Raw genomic sequence first — 20,236 nt, 5'->3', positions numbered from 1 at the left:
TGGGGGCGCTATGCACCAACACCCTTTTAACAATTGCGCAAAGGTAAATTAATTTACTTATCGTTAAGCACGGTAATTATAGCATACAACCGGCAAGTATGCTAAATTATGTTAAATTTATAAGCAAACGCTTATTTAGTCCTCCTTGATGAACCTAATACCGCAACCTTCTATACACATCAGGGGGCCGGCTGGCAGCAATGTTAACATATCGCCTTCTATCTTATAAATGAAGTTTTGTGAATCGGTCCCTGTTTGCTTTTTGAATACAAGCGTAGTGTTGTCTTTAACGGTGTAAGTACTGTATGCCGAAAAATAGAGCAGGAAGTTATCCGAATTGTTTAGTCCGCTTACCTCCAGTTTACCGTCGCTTTTAAACGTCAGCTTGTTGTTACCCGGGTTACTCACCGGGACGTATTTACCGCTACCGTCACCAGGGTCGGTATAAGCTGCATTAAGCTGCCAGGTTCCCGTGAGGGGTTTATCAGCTTCAACTTTTTCTTTGGTGCATGCTGCTAATAACACAATTAACAAACATGCTGTAAGTTTTACCAGGGTCTTCATTGGAGTGGTTTTTTTAGATTACGGTTTCAGCACTGTGGTTGATACAGCTCACCAAAACTTTAACATAAGCTTCACAAGCAGCTAACACAATAATGCCCTATACTTTTTGCTTTTAGCCAATCCGTTAATTAACTAAAATCCTTACCTTTGCGGCTCAAAAAACACCCTGCTGATGAGCCAGTCCGTTCAAATAAAAAATGCCCTTATCTCGGTTTATTACAAAGACAACCTGGAGCCGATAATTCATGAGCTTAACCGCTTAGGCGTTAAGATATACTCTACCGGCGGTACCGAAACCTTCATCCGCGATTTGGGCGTAGATGTAATTGCAGTTGAGGACCTTACCTCCTATCCATCTATCCTGGGCGGGCGTGTAAAAACTTTGCACCCTAAGGTATTCGGCGGCATATTATCACGACGCGGACTGGACAGTGACGAGCAGCAGCTTGCACAATATGAGATACCGGAAATTGACCTGGTAATTGTAGACCTGTACCCGTTTGAAGAAACAGTAAACTCCGGTGCAAACCAAGACGACATAATTGAAAAGATAGACATTGGCGGCATATCGCTCATCCGCGCGGCAGCAAAAAACTACAAAGATGTTGTTATTCTGGCCTCAAAAGATGATTACGGCATTTTAGAAGATATCCTTAAAACGCAGGATGGTTCTACCACGATAGATCAGCGCCGTAAGTTTGCTCAAAAGGCCTTCAACATATCATCAAATTACGACACGCATATTTTCCAGTATTTTGATGCAACGGAACCGATGCCTGTTTTCAAGCAGAGCATTCAAAAAAGTCAAACATTGCGCTACGGCGAGAACCCGCACCAGAAAGGCACTTTTTACGGCAACCTGGATGCGATGTTCACCAAACTGAACGGTAAGGAACTTTCATACAACAACCTGGTAGATGTTGACGCAGCGGTATCGCTTATTGATGAGTTTACCGATCCTACCATTGCTATTTTAAAACACACTAATGCCTGCGGTGTAGCTACACGCAATTTTATTAAAGAAGCCTGGGTAGATGCCCTTGCCTGTGACCCTGTTTCGGCATTCGGCGGTGTGATCATCGCTAATGATGAGATAAACGCCGAGACAGCGGCTGAGATTGACAAGATCTTTTATGAGGTGCTTATCGCTCCGGCCTATACCGATGAAGCTTTAAATATTCTTACCGCCAAAAAGAACCGAATAGTGTTGATCCGCAACCGGGTGGAGCTGCCGTTAAAACAGTTCAAAACCTTATTGAACGGCGTAATAGAGCAGGATAAAGACCTGGTTGTAGAGGGCCCGGACCAAATGACCAGCGTTACCGATGTAAAACCGACAGAACAGGAGTTAAAAGACCTGCATTTTGCTAACAAGCTGGTAAAGCATACAAAATCCAACACCATTGTTATTGCCAAAAACAACCAGCTGCTGGCTAGCGGCGTAGGCCAGACCTCACGCGTTGATGCCATGAAACAGGCGTTGGTTAAAGCAGCAGAATTTGGGTTTGATGTTAAAGGTGCGGTGATGGCTTCAGATGCTTTCTTCCCCTTCCCGGATTGTGTGGAGATAGGTGCTGATGCTGGTATTACAGCCGTATTGCAGCCCGGCGGATCAATAAACGATAAACTTTCGGTAGCTAAATGCAACGAGAAAGGCATTGCAATGGTAACCACCGGTGTGCGTCACTTTAAACACTAATTATTCTGATTAACACGGGTTAATAATCGCGCAAAATTGCTCATATTCATACGAATTTTAAGAAAGTGGAGTTATTAACTATTACTTAGTTTTAACGCCGGAAATTCGGCTGACGCTGAACATTTTCATGAATATTGGAGCACTTTATTGTTAACTTTGCAAATTATTTGACACATACGCCACATGGGTTTATTCAATTTTTTCACACAAGAGATAGCTATTGACCTGGGTACCGCAAATACCCTCATTATACATAACGATAAAGTTGTTGTTGACGAACCGTCGATAGTTGCTTTTGACCGTACCACCAATAAGGTTATTGCAATTGGCCGCCAGGCTATGCAAATGGAGGGAAAGACCCACGATAACATCCGCACGGTAAGGCCGCTTAAAGATGGTGTAATTGCCGACTTTAACGCTGCAGAGCTGATGATCCGCGGGATGATAAAAATGATAAACCAGGGTAAAGGCTGGTTCTTCCCGTCATTACGTATGGTTATATGTATCCCATCTGGAATCACCGAGGTAGAAAAACGTGCCGTACGTGACAGTGCCGAAATTGCAGGTGCTAAAGAAGTATACCTGATTTACGAACCAATGGCAGCAGCTGTAGGTATTGGTATTGACGTAGAAGAGCCAATGGGTAACATGATCATTGATATTGGTGGTGGTACCACCGAGATCGCGGTTATTGCCCTGTCGGGTATTGTTTGTGATCAATCCATCCGTGTGGCTGGTGACAACTTTGACTCCGACATTGTACAGTACATCCGCCGCCAGCACAACATCATGATTGGTGACCGTACTGCCGAAAAAATAAAGATAGAAGTAGGTGCAGCCTTACCTGAACTTACCGAACCACCAGCAGATTTTGCTGTACAAGGCCGCGACCTGATGACCGGTGTACCAAAACAGATCACCGTTTCGTACACTGAAATTGCACATTGCTTAGACAAATCAATCTCTAAAATTGAAGAAGCGATATTAAAGGCATTGGAAATAACTCCACCAGAGCTTTCTGCGGATATTTACCAAACTGGTATTTACCTTACCGGCGGTGGCGCATTGCTGCGCGGGCTTGATAAACGCGTAGCTGCCAAAACCAAACTGCCTGTGCACGTGGCTGAAGACCCGCTTCGTGCCGTGGTACGCGGTACCGGCACCGCCCTCAAAAATATTGGTAACTTTAAGTTCTTAATGCAATAGTAAAAAGAGAGACAAGAATTAAGAGTCAGGAATTAAGAACGTCTTGTTTCTTGATTCCTAACTCTTGTCTCTAATCTCGAAACTTCCAGGCAAATGCGTAACCTCCTGATATTTATCACTAAGTACAACGCATTCTTTCTTTTTCTCATTTTTGAGATTGCTTCGCTTATTATTTACATCAAGTACAACTCTTTTCAAAAGGCCACCTTCATAAACAGCACCAATAAAGTTACAGGTGAACTATATGCCCGCAGTGATGAAGTAAAGGGATACTTATCACTCCGGGAGGTGAATGACCAACTGGCGAAAGAAAACGCCCAATTGCGTAATCAACTTCGTTCAGCAAAGTATGCTGATACTTTAGCAAAACACCTGGTAACCGACACTATATACAAACAGCAATACGAGTATATAGACGCTAAGGTGATCAACAACTCTGTTAACAAGCGCAACAACTATCTTACCATTGCAAAAGGTGCTAAAGACGGCATAGAAAAAGGTATGGGCGTAATATGCGCGGGTGGTGTGGTAGGTAAAGTGGCGTTCGTAGGGGAACATCTATCTATTGTTCAGTCGCTGTTGCATAAAGATTCGCGCTTTAGCGCTATGCTGGGCACCAATAAAGAAATTGGATATGTGCAATGGGTGGATAACCTTGACCCGCATAAAGGCGTATTGACAGACGTATCTAACAACGCGCAGCCACGTGTAGGTGAAATGGTTGTCACCTCACAATTATCACTCTTTCCGGCAGGTATTCCATTTGGGAAGGTTAGTAAACTGCGTACAAAAGGTGCTGGCTTATTCCTTAACATGGAAGTAAACCTATCAGTAGATTTTAGTAAACTGGAATACGTATACGTAATTAAGAACAAGTTTGCCCTGGAGCAAGCCACGTTGGAGGCACAGGAGAAAAAAGATGATTAGGGTAATTATAGCCAATTTAATCCGGTTTGTAGCACTTGTATTTCTGCAAGTGTTCCTGCTCAAAAATATCGCTTTGTACGATCTGTCTACTCCGTTTCTATATATTCTGTTCATCCTGCTGCTTCCATTCGAAACGCCGAATGTGCTGTTATTTTTATTGTCCTTTATATTGGGGCTAACGGTAGATATGTTTTACGATACACCCGGATTGCATGCCGCTGCCTGTTCGTTGCTTGCCCTGGTGCGTATTATATTCATCAGCCTGACCGTACAAAAAGAAGGGTTTGATAACGAACCTGAGCCAACGTTAAGCATTATGGGTTTTCGCTGGTTCCTAACCTACGCGCTCATCCTCACCTTATTTCACCATTTTTTCCTTTTCAATATAGAGGTTTTCCGTTTTTCAGAAATCCAGTACACACTAAGCCGGTTCTTATTGAGTTCAATATTTACTGTATTTTTGATGCTGGTTTCCGGATTAATATTTTATAAAAGGAAAGAACGTAAATGAATAGTTTTTTCGAACGGAGATACATTGTCGCCGGTATATTTATTGCCTTTATTTTAATGCTGCTTGGCCGCCTGTTTTACATGCAGGTGGTAGACGACCGCTATTTCCTGTTTGCTCAAAAGAACGTAGTGCGCCGTTATATACAGTTCCCGGCCCGCGGCCCTATCCTTGATCGTACCGGGCACATCATGGTGCAGAACGAACCTGTATACGACATGATAGTTCTGCCTGCCTTGGTTAAAAACCTCGACACTGCCGAACTTTGCAAGGTACTTAACATTGATACAGCAACTTTTAACAAGAGAATGCTTAAGGCAAAAAAGTACTCGCCAAGGTTGGTGTCTATTTTCGAGCGGGAGATTTCGGCACAACAAAACGCTTATTTCCAGGAACGCCGGTCGGAGTTCCCTGGGTTTGATACCCAAACACGATCTATACGTACCTATCCTGATTCATCTGCTGCACAGTTCCTGGGCTATATAGGTGAGGTTACAGATGCAATGATCAAACGTTCGGGTGGCTATTACAGTCCCGGAGACTATGTCGGCATTACCGGTGTGGAACGTTCTTACGAGTCGTTGTTACGCGGCCAGCGCGGTGTGGAGAACGTTTTGGTAGATTCGCGCAACGTACGTAAAGGTTCTTATGCCAATGGCGCTTACGATACCGCTGCAGTAGCCGGCGAACGCCTCATCTCTTCGCTTGACATGCGCATCCAAAAGCTTGGCGAAAAGCTGATGCAGAACAAAGTAGGCAGTATTGTAGCTATTGAACCTGCTACAGGCGAGATACTTTGCTACGTGAGCACACCTACCTACGATCCCAACCTGCTGGTTGGCAAAGAGCGTGGCAATAACATTGCAAAACTTTACAAAGACCCATACAAACCCTTATTCACCCGGCCGGTACAGGCATACTACCCCCCGGGATCATCGTTTAAGCCGTTGAGTGCGCTTATTGCAATGCAAGAAAGAATGATTGACCCGCAAACTGTTTACGTGTGCCGCGGCTACTATATAGCTGGCAACCGCAAGGTAAAGTGCTTCCACGGCGAGGTACATGGTGCAGTTACACTTAGCACTGCCATTGCACATTCCTGCAACGGGTACTTCAACATGGTATTTGAAAAGCTGATTAACCGTAAAGGGGGCAGGAATACCGATACTAGCTACAGCGAGTGGCGCAATAATGTAATGAAATTTGGCATAGGCCATAAACTTGATCTGGATATGCCGGCAGAAGGCCGGGGCCTTATACCCAAAGCAACCTATTACGACAAACTTTACCGTAAAGGCGGATGGCGGTCCAGCACTATCACTTCGCTTGCTATTGGACAGGGCGAGTTGTTGGCCACACCGTTGCAACTGGCCAATATAGAAGCTACCATTGCCAACAGGGGCTTTTACTACAAACCGCACCTTATTAAGTCTATCGGCGATAGACAAGTAATAAAGCGGGAATATACCCTAAAGAACTATGTAGGGGTAGATTCTAGCTATTTCAAATACGCTATTAACGGAATGCAGCAGGTGGTTGAGGTGGGTACGGCGGCAAGCTCTAAAATACCAGACATTATCATGTGCGGTAAAACAGGTACGGTGGAGGTTAAAAACCATAAAGATAACTCCGTGTTTGTAGCTTTTGCTCCGCGCGATAATCCGAAGATCGCTATTGCGGTTATTGTGGAGAACTCTGGGCAGGGCGCAACATGGGCTGCACCTATCGCCAGCTTTATTGTAGAGAAATATCTTAAAGGTACTATAACAAAACGCTCTTCAGGCATATACCCTGAGTATTATGAGAATGAGAACTTGTTACCCGTTATAGAACCCAAGCTTACGCCCAAGGAAAAAATAAAGCAGGATAGCTTAAAGAGAATAAAGCTCGATTCATTGGCGAAGTTAAAGTTGAAGCGGCCGGCTAAAGAACCTTTGGAAAAAGACACCGCAAACAGTTCAAAAGCCATTTTGCCAAAAACAAAGGACGATGAATAACAACAACCAGCAGCGAGGCTTCTTTTCCAACGTAGACTGGGTTACAGTGCTGCTTTATCTTGCCTTGTGCATTATAGGCTGGTTAAATATCCGGTCGGCAGTTTTCGACGAATCTAATCCCGGCTTTTTGGATACCGACACGCAATATGGCAAGCAGTTTATTTTTATTGTAACTGGTTTAATCATAGGTACGGTGATATTGCTGCTGGAGAGCAGGTTTTTGTCATCGCTGGCGCCTCTATTTTATGTGGTTACCGTACTGCTGCTGATATTAGTACTGGCCATAGGCCACAACGTGGGCGGTAACCAGGCATGGATAGATATGGGTGGTGGTTTTAGGCTGCAACCTTCGGAGTTTGCCAAATTCTCTACTTGCTTGCTTCTGGCCAGATACCTTAGCGCTACCAACGTTAAGGTTACTGATGTTAAGTCTTTTTTTATTGCAGGCGGCATTATCCTGCTTCCTATGCTGCTGATAAAAATGCAACCTGATGATGGCTCTACCCTTGTATTTTGTTCATTAATATTTGTGCTGTACCGCGAAGGATTATCTCCGCTGTTCCTGATCGTAGTTGGGCTGCTTATTACCCTGTTTATTACTTCGCTTATGTTCAACCACTGGTATGTGATAGCGGCGATAGTAGCGGCTACTGTAGCCATTGTGCTTACTATTAAACGGAATCGACCGCTTATGTTCAAGATCGTTGTCGGTGCTCTTATTAGTATTGCATTCGTTTTTGTAGTAAAACCGTTGTACGAACATGGGCTTAAACCCCACCAGCGCAAGCGTATAGATGTTGTGCTTGGCTTAACAAAAGATAACAAGGGTGTTGGCTACAACCAAAACCAGGCAAAAATAGCCATTGGTTCCGGACGGGTATGGGGCAAAGGCTATTTACAGGGTACACAAACCAAATTCTCCTTTGTGCCCGAGCAAAGCACCGACTTTATTTTTTGCACCGTTGGTGAAGAGTGGGGGTTTGCAGGATCGGTAGTGGTGTTGGGGTTATACCTGTTTTTGCTGCTGCGAATTATTATTATAGCAGAGCGGCAGCGTGCGCCATTCTCGCGAATTTACGCGTATGGGGTAGCGTCTATCATCTTCTTCCACGTGCTTATAAATATTGCTATGGCTACAGGTATAATGCCTGTAATAGGTATCCCATTGCCATTTATCAGTTATGGCGGATCATCGCTGTGGAGTTTTACTATCCTGTTGTTTATCCTGCTAAAACTGGATAGCAACCGTATGGGTATAATCTACGGCTAGTACTAAGATTTGGCGTAGCGCCTTCTTAGCAGTGCATAAAACTTTTCGGCAGTGGCAGGTTTGCTTTCCCAATCGTTTTTGGTAACGTAGTTATTTTTCAAAAACCGTTCGGCTTCTTCGTAATTAGTAAAACGGTTCACTATCTCTATAGCTTCGGTATAGGCCAGATTGTAACCCTTAAACAAGTCTTTAACAAAAAGCAGCTTGTCGTTTAATGTAATAGCTGCCTTTATATCTGCCAACGGCTCCACCACTTCCTTAGGTGTTGCCGCTGTTGTATTATGGCTTTTGTCCTTTAACTGGGCAGACAGGCGCTGGTTCAACGTCAAAATCTGCTCTTCTTTCAGGTCTGTCTCTTCTTTACGTAATTCAGGCTGGCTTGCTCTTTGGTTCTCCTGACTGCTGAAATGCTCTGCTTGTATCTCTTCCATACTGGCAGAAAATGGTTTTGTTTCTGCCTTGTTAACTTCGGGCAGCAGCAAAGTTTCAGTCAGGGGCTCTTCAGCAGCATCTTCAATAACAGGCTCAGGCTCCGCTACGTCAACAACGGGCAGCTCAATGGTTTCAACCTCCTCAGGCTCTGGCTCATCTACGTAGGTGATTGGCGTTAACAGAGCTTCATCTTCAGGTGATGACACCTCATCTGTTGCTTGTTCATCATCCAGTATCAATTGATGTCTTATTATCTCAGGCTCTTCCCTTTCAAATGAGTAACTATCATCAGGTGTAGCTGCACCCAGGTCAATGCTATCTGCAACTGGTTCATCAGCAGGCTGCGTTAATTCATTTGCTACTTTATTAACTGGGGTAAACTCAACAGTTGGTGAAGGTTCTTCTGGCTGGCCAATTCCATACCGTACAGGTTCTTCTTCCTTTGGAGCGGCAGGCGCATCCAGTTTAAACGTTGTATTCGGCGGCAGTTGCGGTTTGGCAGGCTGAACCACAGGCTCAAACCATTTCGGCTCATTGCCTATGCTTGCTGTGGTTGCCGGGGTTTTTATTGCGTTAAGCTTCCGCAGTATCTCCGCGTGGTCTTTCAGAAAATGTGTATTGGCGACAAAAAGCTCCAGTTCCAGGTCGTTCATGTTGTTCTCACTCCCTTGCAGATACTGGTACTGATCGTTAATTTCCTGTATTATCCCGCCTATTTTTTTAAAAACTTCCTGTTGCTTCATTGCCAATTATGTTAGGAAAATTGCCTATCAAAAGTACTATAAAATTCTGATATTAGCCCCTCACAAAAGTTTTGAGCGTTGTACACAGAGCAGGTTTTTAGAAGGAATAACGAGGTTGGGGGCAGTATAGAAGTAATTTGCGGGTCGATGTTCTCTGGTAAAACCGAAGAGCTTATCCGCAGGGTAAACCGCGCACGTATAGCCAAAGTAAAGGTGGAAATATTTAGCCCTGTTACCGATACGCGTTATGATAAAAGCGCTGTAGTATCGCACAACCTTAATTCTATTCCTTCAACACCTGTAGATAAAGCTTCTGAATTATTAAAGATAAGTGACCAAACCCAGGTAGTAGGTATAGATGAAGCCCAGTTTTTTGATGCCGATCTGCCGCAGGTTTGCAGCTCGCTGGCGAACAGTGGTGTAAGGGTGATTGTGGCTGGGCTGGACATGGATTTTAAAGGTCGCCCGTTTGGCACAATGCCAGAGATTATGGCCCTTGCCGAATCGGTAACCAAGCTGCACGCGGTGTGTGTAAAATGCGGGAGCCCGGCGCTGCACTCTTATCGCCTCGTGCCCGATGAAAGCCAGATCTTATTAGGTGAAAAAGAAAGCTACGAACCACGTTGCCGCCACTGCTTTAATCTTGACGGAGATATCCGATAAAGGTGACTTGATTGTTTAAGGGTTTTATCGCGCAATAACAAACCTACGTTCACGCATCTGAAAACAGTGCAACCGAAAAGCGCTCATCTCCGTTAAAAGCTTCAGAACGTTACTATACACCTATGAGCATAAACCTGCTTGCTTGTTTGCATTGTAAAAGCGATGCTGAACTGGCATTTGAAAGCGAATTAAAGAAACTTGTTACAGCATCAGTAAACGAACCGGGATGCCTGGCGTACGAATTATACCAATATAAAGACGAGCCCTATAAATACGTTATTGAAGAAGAGTGGACAGATGAGGAGGCACTTGCCGCGCACATGGAAACCCCTCATTACAAAAACTTTGCACGGGTGTCAAATGCTTTATTGAGAACCGCTGCCGACGTAAAAATACTCACAAGATTGATTTGAGGGTATTATGACGTAAATTTTCGCTTTCCGGAAGTAAACAATGGCCCATGTTATGCGTTTATTTATTGATACGTGTTTTTTAGAAGATACACTTCTTTGAATAAAACTATGGCTAAGAAGATACTGGTAATTGAAGATGACAAAGATATAAGGGATACGGTTACCTATGCCCTTGAGGATGCCGGGTACGAGGTGATATCGTCCGAAAATGCAAAAATTCTCAGGTACATAGATCAGCACAAACCCGACCTGGTACTGCTGGACAACTGGCTTACCGAATGGCGCAGTGATGCTAACGGCCAGCAGTTAAGCAAACAGCTAAAGTCTGATCCGGCAACCAGCCACATACCCGTAATTATTGTTTCGGCGGTAAGTAACGTGAAAGAAATTGCAGAAGCCGGTCTTGCAGATGGCTATCTCAAAAAGCCTTTTGAGCTAAGCGCTTTAGTTGAAATGATAAATAAGCATACAGCTTAGTAGCATATACATCATAATGAGGAAGGCGCCGATTGGCGCCTTCCTCATTATCACAGTTTGACTCCCAATCCAACATTAAAAGATATTCCATCGCCTGGCAGGATACCAGGACCCGGGTACATATTTATTCGTCTTGTAAAGTACTTTGCGTTTAGGATATTATTAACGTTTATGATCAATCTGTAGTTCTTTAAGAACCGGTAGTTGAAAGCCCAGTCCACCAATTGATAAGCCGGGACAATACCGCTTGCCCCGGTGATATTGAATAACGTATTATTAGCATCACTAAAGTTTCTGCCTACATAACTAAATAATACAGTACCGGTAATTGCTCCGTTAAGGTAGGTTAAGCCAGTGCGGTTTGTCCATGTTGGCGTGCCCTCTATTTGGTTACCAACAAGGCTGACGTTTACGCCTGATGTGTTTATAGCACCTGTGGTGTAACGTCCGTGCGTATAAGCAAGCGTATTAAACAATTTTACGTCAACTCCAGCTTTAGAGTTAACTGAGCGCAAAAGTGAAATTTCGGTGTAGGCTTCTATGCCCTTAGCTACAGCATTGCCAATGTTTGTTAAATAAAGGTGATTCAAGTTCACAGCATCCTTTATGGTAAGGGTACCAGCGCGATCCCTGTAACTCACATAAAACGCATTCACATCAAAAGCAAACGATGTACCAATATGTCCTCGGTAGCCCACATCGGCATCATAGCCCTTGCTGTCCTTCATGTTAGGATCCACAATTGTGAGTTGGTCTGCGGGAGTTACTGCTGCATACAAGTAAGGCCTATATGCTTGCGATATGTTGCCATAAAGTTGAGATCTGTCGCTTAGCTGGTACTGCAACGCCGTTCCAAACAGCGGGAAATTGCGGTTTCCCTTGTAGCTCACTGGTAATGCAGCATTGTTGATAACGCCATCCATAGAGGTCTTAATAACTTCATATCTCGCCCCCGGTATTACCGACAACTTTGGCGTGATTCGAAAGATATTTTCGGCAAATACAGCATAATTAAAGGTGCGTAAAAGAAGGCTGATGCCGTATGGACTAACAAGGCCCAGGTCAAAATCAGTTCCGGATGTGCCTTGTCCTTTTTGCCTGCGCTTGGTTTGCGTATCTGAATACCGCACACCTGTACTAAGCGTACTTTTTAAACTGCCAAGCAAATAGCGGTGTGATAAACGTGCTTCTGTGGTGAAGCTGTTATAATAATCGCGGTCTACCTGCCGCGGATTATAGCTGTTTAGCGCTTTATTTACCGTATCGCGCACGTTAGATGGCGCGATGAACTGGACGCTATTACGTTGCCCCATTAGCAAGTGCGAAGTTAGTTCCAGCTTTGTTTTTGCACTAAAATCGTAATTAAAAAGCAGGGCAGGTATATTAATGAGCGGATTAAAAAAGTTCCTGAACCGGGTGCTTTGGCGGCTATTCTCATTAAACTGGGCATCTGTTAATCCACCGGCTATTTGTTGTACGTAATCTGAGCGCGAAAACTGAAACGCTATACTACCATTAGTATTAAACTGGTACTTTAAGTTAGCGTAGTAAGCCCGGTAGTTGAAGGCAGCGTTAGAGCGCCAGCCATTTCCGCTGCGGGTGTCGTAATAAGCGTAATAACTAACTTTATCAACTTTGCCGCCTGCAGCATTATATGAGTTGAAGTATCGATTAGTTCCTGCCGTTTGTTCACTTTCAAGTGAGAAAACTTTAGTACTGTCCGGGTCTTTAATTTTAAAGTTCATCATGCCGCCAAACTGGCTACCAAATTGCAAAGCTGATGAGCCTCTTAATACCTGCACCTCTCCTATTGCCTGAAACGGCAGATTGTAATGATTTTCAGGATAACCAAATACGTCAGAATTGGTATTATATCCGTTTTGGCGCATGTTAACTTCTATTGAGCGGTGCATGTCTGTACCGCGCGTCCCAACGTTTAGTTGCAATCCGGCACCGTCCATTTCCCAAACATTTACACCAGGAATCTGCGAAAACAACGTACGTGCTATGTTGCCGGAGAGGTTTGCCTTGCCTGCATCCGGGTAGATAATGTTTGTCTTTTTACCGGCAAAAAGATAAACGCCGGATTGATCGGGCAGATGTTTGCTGCGCCCTTCTTTTATAATTACGCTATCCAGCCTGATGGTGTCGCGATTTGGCTTTGTTTGTGCGCGTGCAAAAATTGTGCTTATAGCCAAAAGCGCAATGCAAGCCACTAATTTTAAATGCCTCATTGTAAGTTATTGAAGTGAAGATTAATTAATACATGTAGCAGCAGTGCGTTGTTACGCAACCGGAATCTGCTTAAGACCGATTAAATTATAGCCTCCGGAGGCTGGCCTGCAACCGGCAAGTACGGGTTAGTAGGGTAAACTGAAAAAGGTGTTGGTAATAATTTTGAACTACCTTTAAAACATATTAAGTGGTAGCTGTAAACAACTGTGCTATATTTTACATCTCCGGCTTTCTTCGCAAATGCATTGTTGCCCTTATCATTTTGCGGGATATCGGCCAGCTGTCGGGCGTAAACAATGTTCTTTTCAGTTAGTCGGGTCTTTTCATAATTTTTTATAACCATCAGGTAAAGCGTGTCCGGCGTCACCTTCATTTTTACGTAGTTATAGCTAGCATTTTTTAATTGTAATTGGCCGTCTATATTTTTGTAGTCGCTCCAGACGGATGTTACTCCCGGGAGGTGCTGCGCAACTTTTACTTCTATGAGGGAATTGGGGTCATACAGGTTTTGGCTTACAAGCATATTCATCCGCTTGTCCAACTGGTATTCCTGAAGATGCTGACATAATACATAACCACCCGTATTAAACAGGTGAATACCTAGCAGAAAGATTATTAGCACACGTTTCAAATGATCCCGTTGATTAACTGCGCATTTTTTTGAGTAAGCCCTCTATTACCTTAGGGAAATGATGATGTTCCAGTTGCTGGCCTTTAAACTTTACCATCTCCAGGCTGTCTCCGGGTTCAATCTTAAACTTTGACTGATGGATGATCTCACCTTCATCAAACTCTGCATTTACAAAATGGATGGTTATGCCCGACTCCTCTTCATTGGCAGCTAGTACCGCTTTATGTACATTGTCGCCGTACATCCCCTTGCCACCAAATTTAGGCAACAATGCAGGGTGCAGGTTAATGATCTTGTTAGGGAATGCCTTCAACAAATTCTGCGGCACCAGCCATAAAAAACCGGCCAGTACAATAAGATCTACCTGCAAGTTCTTAAGCAGGTTAATAACATCATCGGTTTGATAAAACTCGTTGCGGGTAAATATGTGAGATGGTATCTCGAAGTTATCCGCGCGCTGCAGCACATAAGCTTGCGGGTTATTGGTCAATATTAAAACAACCTCCGCATCCGAATGACGCTTAAAGTGCTCCATTATCTTTTGAGCGTTAGAACCCGATCCGGAAGCAAAAATGGCTATTCTCTTTTTCAAAATTAATGGCTGCTTTAATACGCAAAATATAAATTTTCTTCAAATTATCTTGTACCCGTAGCTTTTTGCCTGATGAAACCATAACGGTATATCGTTCTTGGCTGGGTTGAAGTGTAATAGTTTTGTATATCTCCGGTCTGTAGTACCAAAGAAAAGTCACCCAGGTTGATTATCTGCGAATTAGCGAAAGGCTTTGAACTACCTTCTTTAGTAGTATCCTGGCAGGTCATGTCTGCACTAAGTACCAGTTTGTTATCGCTTAGGTTCCAGGTGCCTCGGGCTATTGGCTGTACTTTGCAATCAAAATTGGTGTACGTACAGCTTTTATCTTTAAAAAAGGTAAACAGTTGCGTGGTATCGCATTTGGTGTTCAGCGTATCTACCGACTGCTGTGTGTCGCCCACATAGTGGTAAACCAGTAACGACGCCAATTGCCAGTTACCGCCGGTGAGCAGGTTGGGGATGTTGCTTTGATCCTGCTTCTTGCAAGAGTTTACTACTGTTGACACAACAATCAGCAGGAGACCTAAAAAAACAAAGTTTCTTTTCATTAGCTATATCGGCAAAAATAGGAATTCTCCTACACCAACATTATACAAACCAATAACTCTTTAAACCTGTTATTATTTTACAAACAAGTATTAAGCAACTATCTTGTTGCTTTGTTTATCTCCTGCCATGAAAGTCCACTACGATCAGCTCAAAAACGAATTTACCCGGATACTGCCTAACCTCGGTTTTTCTGAGCTTAAAGCTGAACAATGCGCCAGGATTTTTGCCGACAATAGCCGCGATGGTGTTGCCTCGCATGGATTAAACCGCTTTCCGGTGTTTGTGCAGTATGTTAAGGAAGGATTAGTGATACCAAGTGCAGAACCGGCGATGGTGACTGCCTTTGGCGCTATAGAACAATGGGACGGAAACCTTGGCCCGGGAATGCTGAATGCGCAGTTTTGCATGGACCGGGCGATTACCCTTGCCGCTGCAAACGGCATTGGCTGTGTTGCCTTAAAAAACACCAATCACTGGATGCGCGGTGGTACTTACGGCTTGCAGGCGGCAGAAGCTGGCTGCATAAGCATATGCTTCACCAATACTACGGCTAACCTGCCGCCGTGGGGCGGAACTGAGCCACGCCTGGGTAATAACCCCCTCGTTGTGGCAGTGCCTAAACAAGGCGGCCCCGTGTTACTGGACATGGCTATTTCCCAATACTCATTTGGGAAGTTAGGCCAGTATAAAGCGGAGGGAAAACCTTTGCCACTGCCAGGCGGGTACGACAATGAAGATAACTTAACAACCGATGCCGCCACCATTATGGCCACAAAACGAGCATTGCCAATCGGGTTTTGGAAAGGGTCTGGATTATCACTGGTGCTGGATATGCTTGCCACCTTGTTAAGCGGAGGCAACTCTACCGCCGCTATCTCGAAAAACGGCAAAAAAGAGAGTGCGGTGTCGCAGGTGTTTATTTGCATTAAGCCAAACGGTAGCAACAATGAGGAACTTATCAATCAAATTGTTGATTATACTAAAACAAGTGCGACTATTGCCGACAAAGAGATTTTATATCCCGGTGAGAACACGATGCGTACGCGCGAAAAAAGTTTACGCGAAGGTGTAACGGTAGATGAAAAGATATGGGAGGAAGTTAAGAAGCTGTAAAAGGCAAAGCCATTGGAAGCTTAATTTACTTTAGGACGCGCCGGGAGTACAATCAATTAGCAATTTCAAACAAGAAGTGAATAAAAAGCCCCGGCTCACGCCAGGGCTTTTTATATTCATTTTACAAGCCGGAGATTACCGGTTTTTGTAGTACTTGAAGTTTTTACCAATAAACCTTGCGTTCTCGCCCAGTTCTTCTTCAATACGAAGTAGTTGGTTGTATTTTGCGATCCTGTCGCTACGGGATGCAGAACCAGTTTTAATCTGTCCGCAGTTAAGCGCCACTGCAAGATCCGCAATCGTGCTGTCTTCAGTTTCGCCGGAACGGTGGCTCATTACTGATGTATAGCTGTTATCTTTTGCAAGGCTAACTGCATTAATGGTTTCAGTAAGTGAACCAATCTGGTTTACTTTTACCAGTATAGAGTTAGCAGTATCTGTATCAATACCTTTTTGCAAACGGTTTACGTTGGTTACAAACAAATCGTCACCAACCAACTGTACCTTGTCGCCAATACGCTCGGTAAGTAATTTCCAGCCATCCCAGTCATCTTCAGCCATACCGTCTTCTATAGAGATGATAGGGTATTTTTCTGTTAATGATGCAAGGTATTCAGCTTGTTCTGCACTGGTGCGGATAGCTCCCTTTTCACCTTCGAACTTAGTATAATCGTATTTACCATCTTTGTAGAACTCAGAGGCAGCACAATCAAAAGCCAGGAATATATCAACACCAGGTTTGTAACCTGCTTTTTCGATAGCCTTCAGGATGGTTTCAACGCCGTCCTCAGTACCTTCAAAAGTTGGAGCAAAACCGCCTTCGTCACCTACTGCAGTTGAGAGGCCACGGTCGTGTAATATCTTTTTTAAGTTATGGAACACTTCGGTACCCCAACGCAAAGCTTCGGAGAAAGTTGGTGCACCAACAGGCATGATCATGAATTCCTGAAACGCGATAGGTGCATCGGAGTGCGAACCGCCGTTCACGATGTTCATCATCGGTATAGGCAATACATTTGCATTAACGCCGCCAATGTAGCGGTATAACGGCTGGCGGCTTTCCTGCGCAGCAGCTTTAGCCACTGCTAATGATACACCAAGGATAGCGTTAGCACCCAGTTTACCTTTATTCTCGGTGCCATCAAGCTCTATCATTAACTTATCAATAGCAACCTGCTCAAATACATCAATGCCCTGCAGTTCTTTTGCAATAACGTCGTTTACGTTTGCAACGGCCTTTAATACGCCTTTGCCCATGTAAACTGATTTATCGTCATCGCGAAGCTCAACAGCCTCGTGTATACCGGTGCTGGCACCAGATGGAACCGCGGCACGGCCAAGTATGCCGTTGTCTGTTAAAACATCTACTTCTATGGTAGGGTTACCGCGCGAGTCCAGTATCTGGCGCGCATGAACGTCAATAATCAAGCTCATAGTTGAATTTGTGGGTGATACTTTAGAATTATTATACTTATTTGGTCGGCTAAGTTAAGCGCAAATGCCGCAAATACCAACCTAAATTTTGCATTTATAGTGTTATTATTAGGTTAAGCTGCGGGTTTTTGCCTTGTTTAGTCCGTTGTAGTAGGTACTTGTTCCCGTGGAGCGCCGCCTTTACGGTTTATACGATACATTAACATCAGCATAATGTTGTTCTTGCCGCTGGTATTCGCTTCTGTAAAATTAGTTTGCCTTATCCAGCCTGCCTGCGCTATCCACTTTTTATCAAATTGATAACCAAGGGCAGCCGATACACGGTTGCGCTCAAAGTTTGGTCGTTTGTTGTTCAGGAATATTTCGTCGAACACAGATAAAAACCAGGTTTTGGCAACGATCTTTTTGTTATTAAGGGGAATAAACATATTTACCCGATAGCGAAATCTGTTGCGGTAATTGCCGTTCACCCACCGCTGTTCCACCCTGTAACGGTGTTCAAACTTCAATCTATCCAGGTATTGGTTAACCGTCATCTGCTCCCACAAGCGAAACTCGTTTGTATTTGGGCCTGCGCTAACATCTCTATAATCGTAAGTATGATATGTACCAGTACCGAGTAAGGCGATAAAGTTTTTGTCAAGATCATAGCTGACACCCGCTTTCGCTTCGTAGTACTGAAACTGGCTAAACGGACCATTAGTCCTTGTCTGGAACTCCGTATAGCCGCCCCATTTGTGTACGCTGTCGCCGGGCATCACTACTGTGGCTATTCCCCAGGTACCTGATTTACTGTCTTGTGCATTAACTTTTAAAAAGCTGCTAAATAGCAGAACCAGCAATGCGGTACGTAAACTTAACTTAAACATTTTGTTAATATTTTAACACAAATGTATTATCTATATATTATTATAGTGTTAAATATAGAAGTGTTAATGTTAAGTTAGTGTTAAGTTTATCAAGAGCGCGTATAATAAAAAAAGCCCCGTTTACTCGGGGCTTTTTATCACGTTTAGTCAATCTGTGTTTATGCTTTAGTCTTTTGCTCTTTACCAATAATGCTGTTTCGGTATCCGTAAAAGAAATATATTACCAGGCCTATTATCAACCAAATTAAAAAGCGAATCCAGCTTTCATATTCCAGTTCGGCCATCAGGTAAAAGCAACTTAGTAATCCTAGCACTGGAATAAGAGAAAGTTTTTTTATAAAGGCTGCTACAGTAAGAGAAGTAGACAGCAAGATGAATAAGAAATATGGGAACCTTTGGTGCACGTTCTCACCACTAAACAGGTTAACAATTTGGTTTCGGAATATGAATACGGCCACAATAAACAGCACAGGCGCAATAAACTGCGAATTAATGTAAGGCAACTGAAATTTGCCTTTTACTGTTGCCTCGCGCGGCAGCAGCAATACACCGCCACAAACTAATACGAAAGCGAACAATGTACCTATGCTGGTGAGGTTTGTTACCTCGGTAAGGTTAAGAAACAATGCAGGTATAGCCACAACAAAACCGGTTACAATGGTTGCGAACGATGGCGTATGGAATTTGGGGTGTATCCGCGAGAATGCTTTTGGCAGTAATCCATCGCGGCTCATGCTCATCCAGATACGGGGCTGCCCTAACTGGAATATCAACAACACGCTGGCGGTGGCTACAACTGCACTGATAGAAATCACGTAACTTATTCCTTTTAACCCTACTTTACTAAACACAAATGCCAGCGGGTCGCCTACCTGCAGGTCCTTATAATTTACCATACCGGTAAGTACAAGCGCTATGAGGATGTAAAGTACGGTACAAATAATAAGCGAGTAGATCATCCCTTTAGGAAGATCACGTTGCGGGTTCTGGCACTCTTCGGCTGTTGTGGATATGGCATCGAACCCGATGTAAGCAAAGAAAACACCCGACACCCCCTTCATTACGCCACCGAAGCCATTAGGTAAAAACGGGTGCCAGTTAGCAGGCGTTACATAGAAGAAACCTATTGCAATAACCGCAATTACCACCGCTATTTTTAGGTATACCATAGCATTGGTAGCTTTTTTTGTTTCCCGAATGCCGATGTAAACTAAATAGGTAATTACTACAACAATTGCGAGTGCGGGAATATTGGCGATGAGCTTAAAGCTCCCTACGCCTGGTGCGTTTGCCCAAGCAGATGCTGCTAGTTTTACTCTGTCCGTAATTTCTGCTGTATTGCCAGAGGTTACCAGCTCGTGCGCTTTAAAGGCGCTGAAGTAATCCATTGTAAGGTACGCCGGCATGTGGATATGAAAACCTTCCAATAGGTTTACAAAATATTCGCTCCAGGATATAGCTACGGCAATATTGCCTATTGCGTACTCCATCAGCAGGTCCCACCCTATTATCCAGGCAATCAGTTCACCAAATGAGGCATAAGCATAGGTGTATGCACTGCCTGCAACAGGTATGCGGGATGCAAATTCGGCATAGCAAAGTGCGGAAAAGCCGCAGGTAATTGCGGTAAGCACGAAAAGGATGGTAACCCCGGGGCCGCCGTTAAAAGAGGCCTCGCCGATGGTAGAGAATATGCCTGCGCCAACAACAGCTGCAATACCCATCAGGGTAAGGTCTTTTGTAGTTAATGCTTTTTCCAGGTGGGAGCCCGAGTGTTCGCTATCGCTGAAGCCGCTTGCGACGTCGGCCATTATTCTATCAACAGACTTCCGGCGAAATATGCTTTTGGACATTAGAGTATGATCAGTTAAGTTCTGCAAACCAAACATAACCATTTTTTTGCATTGGGAA

At 44.0% G+C, this 20,236-nt stretch carries 19 protein-coding genes; 10 read left to right on the top strand and 9 right to left on the bottom strand.

The window, feature by feature from the left end:
• Positions 1 to 135: 135 nt before the first annotated feature.
• Positions 136 to 564, bottom strand: coding sequence for a lipocalin-like domain-containing protein (locus tag AC59GT_RS19610; protein WP_497239229.1), 429 nt, complete (start codon positions 562 to 564; stop codon positions 136 to 138).
• 172 nt (positions 565 to 736) lie between these two features.
• Here AC59GT_RS19610 and purH point away from each other — a divergent pair, with 172 nt between their 5' ends.
• The 6 genes from purH (at position 737) to rodA (ending at position 8,171) form a co-directional block, all read left to right on the top strand.
• The gene (purH, locus tag AC59GT_RS19605) at positions 737 to 2,263 is read left to right on the top strand and encodes a bifunctional phosphoribosylaminoimidazolecarboxamide formyltransferase/IMP cyclohydrolase (RefSeq protein ID WP_497239228.1); all 1,527 of its coding nucleotides are present in this window, start codon (positions 737 to 739) and stop codon (positions 2,261 to 2,263) included.
• 183 nt (positions 2,264 to 2,446) lie between these two features.
• Complete coding sequence (locus AC59GT_RS19600) at positions 2,447 to 3,469, top strand: rod shape-determining protein (RefSeq protein ID WP_117382742.1); 1,023 nt, start codon at positions 2,447 to 2,449, stop codon at positions 3,467 to 3,469.
• Positions 3,470 to 3,562: 93 nt separating this feature from the next.
• A complete protein-coding gene (gene mreC, locus AC59GT_RS19595) occupies positions 3,563 to 4,396 on the top strand; it encodes a rod shape-determining protein MreC (RefSeq protein WP_497239227.1) in 834 nt (277 codons plus the stop codon).
• Positions 4,389 to 4,907 carry a rod shape-determining protein MreD gene (locus AC59GT_RS19590; RefSeq protein ID WP_117382744.1) on the top strand — a complete coding sequence of 173 codons (519 nt, stop codon included), beginning with the start codon at positions 4,389 to 4,391 and terminating at the stop codon, positions 4,905 to 4,907. The genes mreC and AC59GT_RS19590 overlap by 8 nt, the downstream gene beginning before the upstream one ends.
• Positions 4,904 to 6,901: a penicillin-binding protein 2 gene (gene mrdA, locus AC59GT_RS19585; RefSeq protein ID WP_497239226.1), complete on the top strand. Its 1,998-nt coding sequence runs from the start codon at positions 4,904 to 4,906 to the stop codon at positions 6,899 to 6,901. Before AC59GT_RS19590 ends, mrdA begins: the two co-directional genes overlap by 4 nt.
• Positions 6,894 to 8,171, top strand: coding sequence for a rod shape-determining protein RodA (rodA, locus tag AC59GT_RS19580; RefSeq protein ID WP_497239225.1), 1,278 nt, complete (start codon positions 6,894 to 6,896; stop codon positions 8,169 to 8,171). Before mrdA ends, rodA begins: the two co-directional genes overlap by 8 nt.
• 2 nt (positions 8,172 to 8,173) lie before the next feature.
• Here rodA and AC59GT_RS19575 read toward each other — a convergent pair whose 3' ends face one another.
• Positions 8,174 to 9,346, bottom strand: coding sequence for a DUF8457 domain-containing protein (locus tag AC59GT_RS19575; protein ID WP_497239224.1), 1,173 nt, complete (start codon positions 9,344 to 9,346; stop codon positions 8,174 to 8,176).
• Positions 9,347 to 9,424: 78 nt separating this feature from the next.
• Here AC59GT_RS19575 and AC59GT_RS19570 point away from each other — a divergent pair, with 78 nt between their 5' ends.
• The 3 genes from AC59GT_RS19570 (at position 9,425) to AC59GT_RS19560 (ending at position 10,899) form a co-directional block, all read left to right on the top strand.
• Entirely contained in the window at positions 9,425 to 10,009 is a 585-nt protein-coding gene (locus AC59GT_RS19570) for a thymidine kinase (RefSeq protein ID WP_497239223.1), read from the top strand.
• Between the two features lie 122 nt (positions 10,010 to 10,131).
• Positions 10,132 to 10,422, top strand: a complete 291-nt coding sequence (locus AC59GT_RS19565; protein ID WP_497239222.1) for a putative quinol monooxygenase — start codon at positions 10,132 to 10,134, stop codon at positions 10,420 to 10,422.
• A 108-nt stretch (positions 10,423 to 10,530) separates the two neighbouring features.
• Positions 10,531 to 10,899, top strand: a complete 369-nt coding sequence (locus AC59GT_RS19560; RefSeq protein WP_497239221.1) for a response regulator — start codon at positions 10,531 to 10,533, stop codon at positions 10,897 to 10,899.
• Between the two features lie 50 nt (positions 10,900 to 10,949).
• Here AC59GT_RS19560 and AC59GT_RS19555 read toward each other — a convergent pair whose 3' ends face one another.
• The 4 genes from AC59GT_RS19555 to AC59GT_RS19540 all read right to left on the bottom strand — a co-directional run bounded on the left by AC59GT_RS19555 (position 10,950) and on the right by AC59GT_RS19540 (position 14,908).
• Complete coding sequence (locus tag AC59GT_RS19555; RefSeq protein WP_497239220.1) at positions 10,950 to 13,133, bottom strand: TonB-dependent receptor family protein; 2,184 nt, start codon at positions 13,131 to 13,133, stop codon at positions 10,950 to 10,952.
• An 80-nt stretch (positions 13,134 to 13,213) separates the two neighbouring features.
• On the bottom strand, positions 13,214 to 13,756 hold the full coding sequence (locus AC59GT_RS19550) for a hypothetical protein (protein ID WP_497239219.1): 543 nt from the start codon (positions 13,754 to 13,756) through the stop codon (positions 13,214 to 13,216).
• Positions 13,757 to 13,778: 22 nt separating this feature from the next.
• Positions 13,779 to 14,357: a phosphoribosylglycinamide formyltransferase gene (gene purN, locus AC59GT_RS19545; protein ID WP_497239218.1), complete on the bottom strand. Its 579-nt coding sequence runs from the start codon at positions 14,355 to 14,357 to the stop codon at positions 13,779 to 13,781.
• 44 nt (positions 14,358 to 14,401) lie between these two features.
• Positions 14,402 to 14,908, bottom strand: a complete 507-nt coding sequence (locus tag AC59GT_RS19540) for a lipocalin family protein (RefSeq protein WP_497239217.1) — start codon at positions 14,906 to 14,908, stop codon at positions 14,402 to 14,404.
• 127 nt (positions 14,909 to 15,035) lie between these two features.
• Between AC59GT_RS19540 and yiaK the strand changes: the two genes are divergently transcribed.
• Entirely contained in the window at positions 15,036 to 16,022 is a 987-nt protein-coding gene (gene yiaK / locus AC59GT_RS19535) for a 3-dehydro-L-gulonate 2-dehydrogenase (protein ID WP_497239216.1), read from the top strand.
• 135 nt (positions 16,023 to 16,157) lie between these two features.
• On the opposite strand, the gene eno is transcribed toward yiaK, so the two are convergent.
• The 3 genes from eno to AC59GT_RS19520 form a co-directional block, all read right to left on the bottom strand.
• A complete protein-coding gene (gene eno / locus AC59GT_RS19530; protein ID WP_117382754.1) occupies positions 16,158 to 17,456 on the bottom strand; it encodes a phosphopyruvate hydratase in 1,299 nt (432 codons plus the stop codon).
• A gap of 137 nt (positions 17,457 to 17,593) precedes the next feature.
• Positions 17,594 to 18,325 carry a DUF2490 domain-containing protein gene (locus AC59GT_RS19525; RefSeq protein ID WP_497239215.1) on the bottom strand — a complete coding sequence of 244 codons (732 nt, stop codon included), beginning with the start codon at positions 18,323 to 18,325 and terminating at the stop codon, positions 17,594 to 17,596.
• Positions 18,326 to 18,483: 158 nt separating this feature from the next.
• Positions 18,484 to 20,178 carry an amino acid permease gene (locus AC59GT_RS19520; RefSeq protein ID WP_497239214.1) on the bottom strand — a complete coding sequence of 565 codons (1,695 nt, stop codon included), beginning with the start codon at positions 20,176 to 20,178 and terminating at the stop codon, positions 18,484 to 18,486.
• Positions 20,179 to 20,236 lie beyond the last annotated feature (58 nt).

The organism is Mucilaginibacter sp. 320_HR (genome assembly GCF_059691875.1).
The sequence above is the reverse complement of the archived record's forward strand: the minus strand, read 5'-3'. Positions and strand labels throughout refer to the sequence as shown.